Genomic DNA, 11,960 nt, shown 5'->3' with positions numbered 1-11,960 from the left:
ACATTGGGATGCAAGAGCTAGATACCCCGAGCGCCCGACGTGTCTGGTGGGCCGTGACCGGAATGTTTGCCCTGAACGGCGGGTTATTCGGTATCTGGGCTTCACGTATTCCCGCAATAAAGGACCGCTTTCAACTCGAGCATTCAACACTCGGCCTGCTTTTGCTGCTGCTCGGCGTGGGTGCCATCCTGTCATTTCCACTGGCGGGACGCCTGTCCGACCGGTTCGGAGCGGCACGCGTGTCACGCTGGCTTGGCTTGGCCAACGCGGTTTCGTTGCTGGCCATTGCGTTTTCGCCGTCGCTTTTCACTTTGCCAGTTGCATTGTTCATGTTCGGCGCGACCCATGGCGCGATGGATGTCGCAATGAACGCCTGGGCCGCCGAATCCGACCGCGTTCACAAGCGCGCCGACATGCCCGTCTTTCATGCAATGTGGAGCCTCGGCGCAGGTGTCGGCGCAGCCTCGGGCGCGCTCGCGGCCTGGCTCGACGCCGCGCCACAGCCCCATTTTCTGATCGCAGGGGGAGTATTGACCGCAACCTGCCTTGCTTTGGCAGCCATCCCATGGGTTTCTGCGGCATCACCGCAAAAGGCCAAATCGGGCCTTCATATCCCCACAGGTCCGCTTCTGCTGGTTGGGCTACTGACACTTTGCTCGACACTGGGCGAAGGTGCGATGGCGGATTGGAGCGCGGTCTATTTGCGCGATGTCACCCTTGCGTCGGACACTGTTGCCGCCGCCGGATATGCGGTGTTTTCTGCCACAATGGTCGGCACGCGCCTCAGCGGCGCCTTTGTGACCCGGATCCTTGGACCCATTCGCGCCATGCGGGTCAGCGGAGTGATTGCCCTGGTCGGCGTGGTGCTGATGGTTGTCATTTCAACCCCGATGACCGCGTTGGCTGGGTTGGTTTGCCTTGGGCTTGGCTACTCGCTGGTGGTGCCGCTTGCCTTTACCCGCGCCGCCAATGATCCCGAATTACCGCAGGCGCAGGCCATCGCTCGTGTGGCCACCCTGTCCTATGGCGGGATGTTGATGGGGCCACCGACCATTGGCTTCATTGCTCATGCGCTTGGCCTGCCCGCCGCATTTTCGCTGCTTGGCCTGCTGGCAATCGTGACCATCACCCTGGCGCCGGTGTTGCGCCCACCCGAGTAACACGCCCAAAACAAAACGCCCCCGGAGTTTCACCGGGGGCGTTCTGGCCGATCCGTCGCGGGGAGGAGACACGCGAACGGGTCGGAGGACTAGTTTACTCGGCGGCTGAGACCGTCGGATTGTTCGGATGGGTCGTCCAGTTACCGTATTCGGCCGCGACCGGTGTGCCGGTACGCTCATCCAATTCGCCCGGAGCCAGCGTTTTCATCGTAATGCAACCCTCAACCGGGCAGACATTGACACACAGGTTGCAGGCGACGCATTCGTCATCCTTAACGGTGAATACGCGATCGTCCGACATGGCAATCGCCTGGTGACTGGTGTCCTCGCATGCCGCATAGCAGCGCCCGCACTTGATGCAATCGTCCTGATTGATGACCGCCTTGGTGACATGGTTGAGGTTCAGATATTGCCAATCGGTCACGTTTGGCGTCGCCATACCGACGAAGTCTGCCGTGCTTTCATAGCCCTTCTCGTCCATCCACTGGCTGAGACCCGAGATCATTTCCTGCACGATCTTGAACCCATAGGTCATGGCGGCAGTGCAAACCTGAACGTTGCCCGCGCCCAGCGCCATGAACTCGGCCGCATCGCGCCACGTGGTGATTCCGCCAATGCCGCTGATCGGAAGTTTCGCGGTGTCCGGGTTACGCGCAATCTCGGCCACCATGTTCAGCGCGATCGGCTTCACCGCCGGGCCGCAATAACCGCCATGGGTGCCCTTGCCGTCGATCATCGGCTCGGGGCTCATCACGTCAAGGTTTACGCTGGTGATCGAGTTGATCGTGTTGATCAGGCTCACTGCATCCGCACCACCGTTCATCGCCGCCGTTGCCGGATAGAGGATGTTGGTGATGTTCGGCGTCAGCTTGACGATCACCGGCAACCCGGTTGCCTCTTTCGCCCAACGCGTCACCATCTCGATATATTCCGGCACCTGCCCGACAGCCGATCCCATGCCGCGTTCGGCCATGCCATGCGGACAGCCGAAGTTCAGTTCGAACCCGTCACAGCCAGTCTCCGCAATCACCGGAAGAATGTCCTTCCACGCGCCTTCCTCGCAGGGCACCATGACCGATGCGATAAGTGCGTGTTCGGGGAAGTCACGCTTTACCCGTGCCATTTCCTCAAGGTTCACTTCGAGAGGACGGTCGGTGATCAACTCGATATTGTTGAGCCCCAGCAAGCGGCGGTCCGCGCCATGGATCGCGCCGTAACGCGGGCCGTTCACGTTCACGACCGGCGGTCCGGCTTCGCCCAGGGTTTTCCAGACGACGCCGCCCCAGCCCGCCTCAAACGCGCGGCGGACGTTGTATTCCTTGTCGGTCGGTGGCGCCGAGGCCAGCCAGAACGGGTTGGGGGATTTGATCCCGACGAATTTCGATGTGAGGTCTGCCATGTCCTGATCCCCTCTTTACGCGCTCAAAGCCGCGTGAATGTCTTCGGCCGCATCGCGACCCTCTGCCACTGCCGTCACGGTCAGGTCATCCCCGCCCGAGGCACAGTCGCCCCCGGCCCAGACACCGTCGACCGAGGTGCGGCCCGTGTCGGTGACCTTGATCTTCTGGCCTTCGAGTTCCGGCAGCCCGTCGCTTTCCAGCGATTGGCCGATGGCCTTCAGCACCTGATCGGCAGGAATGCGGACGGTCTGGCCCGTCGGCTTCAGGTCGTCACCAGTATACTCGAAATCGATCTCGCGCACCGCACCGTTGCCGTGAATGGCTTTGGGCGAGGCATTGGTGATGATCCGCACCCCCTTCGAAGCAGCGAGGTCCTGTTCGAACTGGCTGGCATTCATCCGGTCACGGCCACGGCGATAGACCAGCGTGACATTGAGCGCGCCCAGCAACTTGGACTGAACCGCAGCGTCAATTGCGGTCATGCCACCGCCGATCACTACCACGTCCCGGCCAACACCCAACTTGGTCAGGTCATCCGCCTGACGCAACTCCGCGATGAAATCAACCGCGTCCAGAACGCCCGACTTATCCTCTCCGTCGAGGCCCAGCGCATTCACACCACCAAGTCCGATGGACAGGAACACCGCGTCATACGCGTCCCGCAACCCATCAAGAGTGATGGTCTTGCCCAGCACAGACCCGGTCTCAACCGTGATCCCGCCGATCTGCAACAGCCAATCGACCTCGGCCTGCGCAAACCCGTCGACCGATTTATAGGCCGCGATGCCAAATTCGTTCAGACCGCCGGATTTCTCGCGCGCCTCGTGGATCACAACGTCATGTCCATGCATCGCCAGACGGTGCGCACAGGCCAGACCCGCCGGCCCCGCACCAACAACCGCCACGGTCTTGCCGGTCGCCGCGGCCCGGGTGAAAGGGTGGTCGCCCTTTTCCATCAGCCGATCGGTGGCATAGCGTTGCAACTGTCCGATGGTGACCGGCTTGCCCTCGGCCACCTCTCGCACGCAGACCTCTTCGCACAGGGTCTCGGTCGGGCAGACACGGGCGCACATGCCGCCAAGGATGTTCTGGCTCAGGATCGTCCTGGCTGCCGCTTCCGGTGTGCCGGTGGCGATCTGTCGGATGAACAGCGGAATGTCGATATCCGTCGGACAAGCGGTCATGCAGGGCGCGTCATGGCAGAAATAGCAGCGGTCCGCCGCCACCAAAGCCTCGTGATCGTCCAACCGGGGATGCAAGTCCGAGAAGTTCTCGGCCAGTGCCTCGGCGCTCAGGCGGGCCGGAACGACGCCTTCGCTGAAGGGAGAATTGGTCATGTTACCTCGCTGTTGGGCTGGGTTTATTGCTTTTGTCATTGGTCAAATGCTCTCACAGGTCCAAATTTTTATCAACTGGTAAAATTATTGAAAGGACACGGGGTTAGGCACCTGCCCGAAATTTCGGCAGGTTTTTCCGGGTCATGATCTGGATTTCAGCACCTCAGGGTGCAGACCAGTCCACATCCTCCGCCTTTTCGATGGTCAACCGGCCCTCGGGCCAAGGATTGCACAGGGCGGCGGCCTCCTGGTCGTCGCCATGCAACCAGGTTTCGACATCGCCTCGCTCAAGCAGGACGCCCATGCGGTGATGGATAGGTTCCAAGTCACTATTTGGGGCGCACGTAACCGTAGCCACCTGCCGCAGCGACCGCCCGCCGGGAGCCTGCCATGTATCGCAGATTGCCGCGAAGATCAGCGGTTCCGGTCCGCAAATTCGCCACGCAGTCTTTTTTCGCGTCTCGCCTGTCCACTCATACCAGCCATCCACCACCAAGGCACAACGCCCCACTCCGTCGAAGGCGGATTTGTCGAAAAAGGTTTCCGACCGGGCATTAATGATCGTTTCCATCACCGGACGGCCCCGCGCATTGACTCGACCGACCGGGATCATTCCCCACCGCATACGTTGAAAGCCGTCAGTCGTCAGGCAGATGACCTCTTGTCCTGGCTGGATATTCCGGCGTGGCGGTTCCGCGTCGCACGTGTCATCCCCGATCCCCAACCAATGCGCGATGTCACTCATCGGTGTTGTCAGGAACAGGCGGCCCGGCATCGTCAGTCCCGTTTCCGGATCATGTCGACAAGCCGCAGCACATCCGGACCCAGCTCTTCGACGATACGCGAGACGCCTGCGGCATTGGGATGGATGCCGTCCGGTTGCATCAGGTCCAGCACCTCTGCCGGGTCCTCGGTCGGGAACGCGTCAAAGAACCGCCCGGCGTATGGGATGCCGTAATCCTCGGCCAGCTCTGGATAGATTGCGTCAAACTCCGCCTTGAACTCAGGTCCGAAATTGCCGGGCGCGGTCATCCCGACAAGCAAGACCGCGACCCCCTTTTCTTCGGCGCGCGACAGGATGGCGCTCAGGTTCTCGCGGCTGTGGGCCGGATCGATCCCGCGCAGCAGGTCATTGCCCCCCAATGTCACGATCAGACCCTCGACCTCCGGCGTCAGCGTCCAGTCGATCCGCGCCAACCCGCCCGCAGTGGTGTCGCCCGAGACCCCTGCATTAACCAGCGTGACCTCGGCCCCCTTCCTGTTAAGCCAAGCCTGAAGCTGCGGAACCAACCCCTCGTCCGCAACAAGCCCATACCCTTGTGTCAGGCTATCGCCCAGCGCCGCGATCTGAACAGGCTCTGCCACAACAGGGGTTGCCATCCCCCAGACAAGCGCTGCCACCTTGCCCATGCCCTTCAAGGCCCCATATTGGAACAACAGGTTTTTCAACGGGCGGTCCTTTTCATGTCGGTCATCTCTCTCCAAGATGCGCGTCTGGCGCTGGAAAGCAATGTCGGACGGGTGGAAATCCTGCATGGCATCACGCTTGACGTCACGCGCGGCGAGACCATCGGCCTTGTCGGACCATCAGGGTCAGGAAAATCCTCACTGCTCATGCTTATGGGCGGGCTGGAACGTCCGACAGGCGGCACCGTCCGGGTTCTGGACAACGACCTGTCGTCAATGACCGAAGACGCGCTGGCCCGTCTCAGGCGCGACCACATGGGCGTGGTTTTCCAAAGCTTCCACCTGATCCCCACGATGACCGCGCTGGAAAACGTGGCGACCCCGCTGGAACTTTCCGGCGAAAGCGATGCAATGAAACGTGCCCGGTCCGAACTTGAGGCGGTCGGCCTTGGCTCCCGCGTGGGACATTATCCGTCACAACTGTCGGGGGGCGAACAGCAGCGCGTCGCCCTTGCCCGCGCCGCCGCGACGCGTCCCGAGATCCTTCTGGCGGATGAGCCGACCGGCAATCTCGACGAGGCGAACGGCAAGGCGATCATGGACCTTCTGTTTGACCTTCGCGACCGCCACGGCGCGACACTCGTCCTCGTTACCCACGCAAATGAGCTGGCGGCGCGCTGCGACCGGGTGATCCGCTTGCGCGATGGGCGGATCGACAACATGTCCCAGGCCGCGCAATGAGCCTGCGATTGGCGGCACGTTTTGCGCGGCGGGAATTGCGCGGTGGCGTCACCGGCTTCCGCATCTTCCTGATCTGCCTCTGCCTTGGTGTCGCCGCCATCGCCGCCATTGGCACTGTCCGCGCCGGGATAGAGGCAGGGATCAGCGCCGAAGGAGCGACACTCTTGGGAGGCGACGCCGAGGTCGAATTCACCTATCGCTTTGCATCGGACGAAGAACGCGCGTGGATGGGCGCAACCGCCCTGGCAACGTCCGAGATCGTTGATTTCCGCTCGATGGCAGTGGTCGACCGCGGCGACGAAGCCCTGCGCGGGTTAACCCAGGTGAAGGCGGTCGATGACCTCTATCCGCTGATCGGCGAGGTTGGTCTTGACCCTCCCCTCCCCCTTGACCAAGCGCTCGAAGGACAAGGCGGCATGCCCGGTGCCGTGATGGAGCCGGTGCTGATTGCGCAGCTTCGGCTTGAGATTGGCGACCGTTTCCGCCTGGGCACGCAGGAATTCGTCCTGACCGCTGCACTGGTTGATGAACCCGACAGCGCTACGGCAGGGTTCGGGCTGGGTCCGCGCACTCTGTTACGCACAGAGGCGCTGGCTGACTCCGGCCTTTTGCAACCCGGTACACTGTTCGAGACCAGGTATCGTCTTGATCTGCCGCCGGGTACCGATCTCGCCGCCGTCAGCACCGACGCGCTAAACCGATTTGAATCCACCGGCCTGCGCTGGCGCGACAGCCGCAACGGTGCCCCCGGCGTGGCTGAATTTGTAGAACGTCTGGGCGCATTCCTGGTCCTGGTCGGCCTGTCGGGGCTTGCGGTTGGTGGGATCGGGGTGTCGACGGCCGTTCGCGCCTATCTTGATTCCAAGACCGAAGTCGTGGCCATCCTGCGCACCTTGGGCGCGGACCGGCGCACAATATTTCTGACCTATTTCCTTCAGATCGGGCTGCTGGCGCTGATCGGAATCGCTGCGGGACTGCTGCTGGGGGGACTTCTGCCAGTGATCCTTGGTCCCTTGTTGCAATCCCTGCTGCCAATCCCAGCGATTTTCGCCATCCATCCCGCGCCGCTGGCCGAAGCCGCGATCTATGGCGCGCTGACGGCGGTGATCTTCACCCTTTGGCCGCTGGCGCGGATCGAACATGTGCGTGCTGCGGCGCTGTTTCGTGACGGCGAAGGGTCGCGGCGTCTGCCTGCCGCTCGGTTTCTTGTTGCGATATCGGTGCTGCTCGGTGGGCTTCTGGCCGTTGCCAGCCTGTTTTCCGGGTCATGGCGGCTGACGCTTTGGACCGCGGGCGGCATTGTCGGCGCGATGCTGCTTCTGGCTCTGTCGGCCGCCGCCATCCGCATCCTTGCCCGCAGCGCCACACGGCTGAGCCGCACCCGTTCGACGCTGCGCTGGGCATTGAACAGCATCGGCGGCCCCGGAGAAGCAACCGTCCCCGTGGTCCTCTCTCTTGGTATCGGCTTGTCCGTGTTGGCGGCGGTTGGTCAGATCGACGGCAACCTGCGCCGCGCCATCGCCGGTGAGCTGCCGGACATCGCCCCCAGCTATTTCTTCGTCGACATCCAGAAGGACCAGATGCCGGGCTTCCTCGAGCGCGTAGAAACCGACCCTGCCGTTAGCCGCATCGAAAGCGCCCCGATGCTGCGCGGAATCATAACGCGGATCAACGATCGCCCCGCAACCGAAATCGCAGGCGACCACTGGGTGCTGGAAGGCGACCGGGGCGTGACCTACGCCGGAGCGTTGCCGGAAACCACAACACTAACGTCGGGAACTTGGTGGGGCGCCGACTACAACGGTCCACCGCAAGTCAGCTTTGCAGCTGAAGAAGCCGCCGAAATGGGCCTGACCCTGGGCGACAGCCTGACCGTCAACATCCTTGGCCGCGACATCACGGCCACCCTGACCAGCCTGCGCGAAGTCGACTTCTCGACCGCCGGAATGGGCTTTGTCATGGTCATGAACCCATCTGCACTGGCCGGTGCGCCACATAGTTTCATCGCCACCGTCTATGCCGAGGAACAGGCCGAGGCGGCGATTCTGCGTGACGTTGCACAGATGTTCCCGAACGTGACTGCAATCCGGGTGCGGGATGCGATCAACCGCGTGGCAGACCTGCTGGGCGATCTTGCCTCGGCCACATCTTATGGCGCGGCAGTCACGCTGTTGACGGGGTTCCTTGTCCTGATCGGTGCAGCGGCAACAGGGCAGGCACGGCGCGCATATGAGGCGGCCATCCTGAAGACGCTGGGCGCAACCCGACGACGTATCCTGACAAGCTTCGCCACCCGCGCGATCCTATTGGGAGCAGGCGCAGGCGGCGTTGCTCTGCTGGCCGGGATCATCGGCGGCTGGGCGGTCAGCCATTATGTACTGGAAACCGAATTCGCGGTGATCTGGCCATCGGCATTGGCCATCATCGCGGGCGGCATCCTTGCCAATCTCGTGACAGCACTGGCCTTCAGCCTGAAACCGCTGGCCGCAAGCCCGGCAAGGGTGCTTCGGGCACGCGAGTAACGTTGAAAACAAAAAGCGTCCGCCCGTCAGGGCGAACGCTTGTTTTTTGCTGATGCGGCGGACAGTTTACTCAGCCGCGTCCGCGTAATCCTCCATCGGCGGGCAGATGCAGACCAGGTTCCTGTCGCCCCAGGCATTGTCGACCCGGTTCACCGGCGGCCAGTATTTGTCCACCCGGAACGCACCAGGCGGGAAACAGCCCTGTTCACGGCTATAGGGGCGATCCCATTCGCGCACGAGGTCTTCCATCGTGTGCGGCGCGTTTTTCAGCGGGTTGTTTTCGGCGTCCATCGCCCCCGTCTCAATCGCGCGGATTTCCTCGCGGATCGCCAGCATCGCATCGCAGAAACGATCCAGCTCGGCCTTGGTCTCGGACTCGGTCGGCTCGATCATCAGGGTGCCTGCCACCGGCCAGCTCATCGTCGGAGCGTGGAACCCGGCATCCATAAGCCGCTTGGCGATGTCCTCGACGGTAATGCCAGCGCTGTCGGCAAAGGGACGGGTGTCAATGATGCACTCATGCGCCACACGTCCCGTCGGCCCTTTGTAAAGCACGTCAAACGCGCCTTCCAACCGCTTGGCGATATAGTTGGCGTTCAGGATTGCCACTCGCGTTGCCTGTGTCAGGCCCGCGCCCCCCATCATCAGGCAATAGGCCCAGGAAATCGTCAGGATCGACGCCGACCCGTAGGGTGCCGCCGAAACCGGTCCCTCGGTCCCGCCGGTTTCCGGGTGACCAGGCAGATGCGGCGTCAGGTGCGTTTTGACCCCAATCGGCCCCATGCCGGGACCACCACCGCCATGCGGGATGGCGAAGGTCTTGTGAAGGTTCAAATGGCTCACGTCACCGCCGAGGTCACCGGGACGCGACAAGCCAACCATCGCATTCATGTTCGCCCCGTCGATGTAAACCTGCCCACCATGTTCATGGGTGATCTTGCAGACATCCATTACGGTTTCCTCGAACACACCATGGGTCGACGGATAGGTGATCATGCAACCTGCCAGATTGTCGGCATGTTTCGCGGCCTTTTCGCGGAAATCGTCAAGGTCGATGTCGCCATTGGCCGCCGATTTCACCGGAACCACCTTCCAGCCGACCATCATCGCACTGGCGGGATTGGTACCGTGCGCTGACATCGGGATCAGGCAGATATTGCGGTGCTTGTCGCCATTGGCCTTGTGATAGGCAGCGATGGTCAGAAGTCCCGCATATTCCCCCTGCGCGCCCGAGTTCGGCTGCATCGAGATCGCATCATAGCCCGTCACCTTGCACAGGATGTCCGACAGGTCATCGATCAGCGTGGTGTAACCTTCGGCCTGATCGACCGGGGCAAAGGGGTGCAGATGGGCAAACTCCGGCCATGACAGCGGCATCATCTCGGCAGCCGAGTTCAGCTTCATCGTGCAGGAGCCCAGCGGGATCATTGCCCGGTCCAGCGCAAGATCCCGGTCCGCCAGACGGCGCATATAGCGCATCATCTCGGTCTCGGCCCGGTTCATGTGAAAGATCGGGTGGGTCAGATACTCGCTGGTGCGGTGCATGTTTTCGGGCACGCGGTATTCCGGCGTATAGTCATCGTCCTTGCGGGTGATGCCGAAGGCACGCCAGACGCCCTCGACAACCTCGGGCCGGGTGGCTTCGTCCAGCGTGATGCCGACGCGCTTTTCACCGACGGGCCGCAGGTTGATGCCCTCGTCCCGCGCCGATTTCAGAACCGCCGCCTGAAGGGGGCCGACATCCACAGTGATCGTGTCAAAAAACGCCTTGGGGTCGACCTTGAACCCGGCTTCCTCCAGCCCCCGCGCAAGCCGCACGGTCTTGCGGTGGATACGCTGCGCAATGGCCTTCAGACCTTTCGGCCCGTGGAACACCGCATACATCGACGCCATCACCGCAAGCAAAGCCTGTGCCGTGCAGACGTTCGAATTGGCCTTCTCGCGGCGGATATGTTGTTCACGGGTCTGCAGGGACAGGCGATAGGCGCGGTTGCCGTGGCTGTCGATCGACACACCGATGATCCGCCCCGGCATCGCACGTTTATAGGCGTCCTTGGTTGCCATATACGCCGCGTGCGGGCCGCCATAACCAACCGGCACACCGAAGCGCTGGGTCGAGCCGATGGCGATGTCCGCCCCCATCGCGCCGGGTTCTTTGAGCAGGGTCAGCGACAACGGGTCCGCCGCGACGATGCCAATAGCCTTGTGTTCATGCAGCGCCGCAATCTGATCGGTGAAATCGCGCACATGGCCATAGGTGCCGGGATACTGGAACAGCGCGCCGAACACCTTGTCCGCCTGCAGCTTGTCCGGGTTGCCGACGATCACCTTGATACCCAGAGGCTCGGCGCGGGTGCGGATCACCTCGATATTCTGCGGGTGGCAATCGCGGTCCACGAAGAACGCCGTCGCCTTCGATTTTGCCACCCGTTGCGCCATTGTCATCGCTTCGGCACAGGCTGTGGCTTCGTCCAGAAGCGAAGCATTGGCAACCTCCAGCCCGGTCAGATCCGAGATCATGGTCTGGAAATTCAAAAGCGCCTCAAGGCGACCTTGCGAGATCTCTGGCTGATAGGGCGTATAGGCCGTGTACCAAGCCGGGTTTTCAAGAATGTTGCGCTGGATTGCCGGTGGGGTGACCGTGCCGTGATACCCCTGCCCGATGAGCGAGGTGAACACCTTGTTCTTCGACGCTGTTTCGCGCATGTGGAACAGCAGTTCGCGTTCGGACATCGGGCGGCCGAATTCCAGCGGTTCCTTCTGGCGGATGCTTTTCGGCACAGTGTCGTCGATCAGCGCCTCAAGGCTTGCCGAACCAACCGTTTTCAGCATTTCGGCCATCTCTTCCGGGGAAGGTCCGATATGCCGCCGGTTGGCAAAATCATAAGGCAGGTAGTCGGTCGGGGTGAAAGACATGAGATCCTCGGGGGCTGTTTCTTGGCGCAGAATTTGGCGCGGGCCTGTTCATGGCCCGAATGTATGCGGCAGAGGGACGCCAACCGCCCCTCCGGCAGGTTTGGATGGGACTAGCCGATGAAGTCCTTGTACTCGGCTTCGTCCAGATAGTCGTCCATCTGGCTCAGATCATCAGGCTTGATCTTGAAGAACCAGCTGTCGCCCATCGGGTCCTCGTTGACCTTGCCGGGCTCTTCCACGATGGCGTCGTTCACCTCGACGATCTCTCCGTCGATCGGGGCCAGAATATCCGAGGCGGCCTTGACACTTTCGATAACGCAGATCTCGTCATCTTTTGAGACCGTGTCACCAACCTCGGGCAGTTCGACAAACACGACGTCGCCAAGTTGCTCGCTGGCGTGTTCGGTGATGCCCACCACAACCACGTCCCCTTCGACGCGCAGCCATTCGTGTTCTTCGGTGAATTTCATCTGATGG

General features: G+C 61.9%; 9 protein-coding genes. 3 read left to right on the top strand and 6 right to left on the bottom strand.

What is annotated here, in order from left to right; translation table 11 throughout:
* The first annotated feature begins 8 nt into the window (after nucleotides 1-8).
* Nucleotides 9-1,160 carry an MFS transporter gene (locus tag JQ863_RS04170; protein ID WP_239113206.1) on the top strand — a complete coding sequence of 384 codons (1,152 nt, stop codon included), beginning with the start codon at nucleotides 9-11 and terminating at the stop codon, nucleotides 1,158-1,160.
* A gap of 94 nt (nucleotides 1,161-1,254) precedes the next feature.
* On the opposite strand, the gene preA is transcribed toward JQ863_RS04170, so the two are convergent.
* The 4 genes from preA to JQ863_RS04150 form a co-directional block, all read right to left on the bottom strand.
* Nucleotides 1,255-2,559, bottom strand: coding sequence for an NAD-dependent dihydropyrimidine dehydrogenase subunit PreA (preA, locus tag JQ863_RS04165; RefSeq protein ID WP_204113060.1), 1,305 nt, complete (start codon nucleotides 2,557-2,559; stop codon nucleotides 1,255-1,257).
* A 15-nt stretch (nucleotides 2,560-2,574) separates the two neighbouring features.
* Nucleotides 2,575-3,897: an NAD(P)-dependent oxidoreductase gene (locus tag JQ863_RS04160; RefSeq protein WP_204113059.1), complete on the bottom strand. Its 1,323-nt coding sequence runs from the start codon at nucleotides 3,895-3,897 to the stop codon at nucleotides 2,575-2,577.
* A 163-nt stretch (nucleotides 3,898-4,060) separates the two neighbouring features.
* Entirely contained in the window at nucleotides 4,061-4,672 is a 612-nt protein-coding gene (locus JQ863_RS04155; RefSeq protein WP_204113058.1) for an SOS response-associated peptidase, read from the bottom strand.
* Nucleotides 4,673-4,674: 2 nt separating this feature from the next.
* Nucleotides 4,675-5,307 (bottom strand): arylesterase, encoded by a 633-nt coding sequence (locus tag JQ863_RS04150; RefSeq protein WP_204115051.1) that lies wholly within the window; start codon nucleotides 5,305-5,307, stop codon nucleotides 4,675-4,677.
* 54 nt (nucleotides 5,308-5,361) lie between these two features.
* Here JQ863_RS04150 and JQ863_RS04145 point away from each other — a divergent pair, with 54 nt between their 5' ends.
* Together JQ863_RS04145 and JQ863_RS04140 are read left to right on the top strand one after the other, a co-directional pair.
* Nucleotides 5,362-6,045 (top strand): ABC transporter ATP-binding protein, encoded by a 684-nt coding sequence (locus JQ863_RS04145; protein ID WP_204113057.1) that lies wholly within the window; start codon nucleotides 5,362-5,364, stop codon nucleotides 6,043-6,045.
* Complete coding sequence (locus JQ863_RS04140) at nucleotides 6,042-8,567, top strand: ABC transporter permease (protein ID WP_204113056.1); 2,526 nt, start codon at nucleotides 6,042-6,044, stop codon at nucleotides 8,565-8,567. Before JQ863_RS04145 ends, JQ863_RS04140 begins: the two co-directional genes overlap by 4 nt.
* Before the next feature lie 66 nt (nucleotides 8,568-8,633).
* On the opposite strand, the gene gcvP is transcribed toward JQ863_RS04140, so the two are convergent.
* Together gcvP and gcvH are read right to left on the bottom strand one after the other, a co-directional pair.
* Nucleotides 8,634-11,483 carry an aminomethyl-transferring glycine dehydrogenase gene (gene gcvP, locus JQ863_RS04135; protein WP_204113055.1) on the bottom strand — a complete coding sequence of 950 codons (2,850 nt, stop codon included), beginning with the start codon at nucleotides 11,481-11,483 and terminating at the stop codon, nucleotides 8,634-8,636.
* Between the two features lie 110 nt (nucleotides 11,484-11,593).
* Entirely contained in the window at nucleotides 11,594-11,953 is a 360-nt protein-coding gene (gene gcvH, locus JQ863_RS04130; RefSeq protein WP_204113054.1) for a glycine cleavage system protein GcvH, read from the bottom strand.
* Nucleotides 11,954-11,960: the final 7 nt, after the last annotated feature.

The sequence above is a fragment of the Shimia biformata genome (genome assembly GCF_016888515.1).
In the GTDB taxonomy this organism is placed as follows: Bacteria; Pseudomonadota; Alphaproteobacteria; order Rhodobacterales; family Rhodobacteraceae; genus Shimia_A; species Shimia_A biformata.
This window is presented reverse-complemented; position numbering and strand designations above follow the sequence as displayed.

What these genes read in the sequence shown, in the direction of transcription:
- JQ863_RS04140 (WP_204113056.1), top strand. Translation starts at nt 6,042, where the DNA reads ATGAGCCTGCGATTGGCGGCACGTTTTGCGCGGCGGGAATTGCGCGGT.
- JQ863_RS04155 (WP_204113058.1), bottom strand. Translation starts at nt 4,672, where the DNA reads ATGCCGGGCCGCCTGTTCCTGACAACACCGATGAGTGACATCGCGCAT.
- JQ863_RS04145 (WP_204113057.1), top strand. Translation starts at nt 5,362, where the DNA reads ATGTCGGTCATCTCTCTCCAAGATGCGCGTCTGGCGCTGGAAAGCAAT.
- gcvP (WP_204113055.1), bottom strand. Translation starts at nt 11,483, where the DNA reads ATGTCTTTCACCCCGACCGACTACCTGCCTTATGATTTTGCCAACCGG.
- JQ863_RS04160 (WP_204113059.1), bottom strand. Translation starts at nt 3,897, where the DNA reads ATGACCAATTCTCCCTTCAGCGAAGGCGTCGTTCCGGCCCGCCTGAGC.
- JQ863_RS04170 (WP_239113206.1), top strand. Translation starts at nt 9, where the DNA reads ATGCAAGAGCTAGATACCCCGAGCGCCCGACGTGTCTGGTGGGCCGTG.
- gcvH (WP_204113054.1), bottom strand. Translation starts at nt 11,953, where the DNA reads ATGAAATTCACCGAAGAACACGAATGGCTGCGCGTCGAAGGGGACGTG.
- JQ863_RS04150 (WP_204115051.1), bottom strand. Translation starts at nt 5,307, where the DNA reads ATGGGCAAGGTGGCAGCGCTTGTCTGGGGGATGGCAACCCCTGTTGTG.
- preA (WP_204113060.1), bottom strand. Translation starts at nt 2,559, where the DNA reads ATGGCAGACCTCACATCGAAATTCGTCGGGATCAAATCCCCCAACCCG.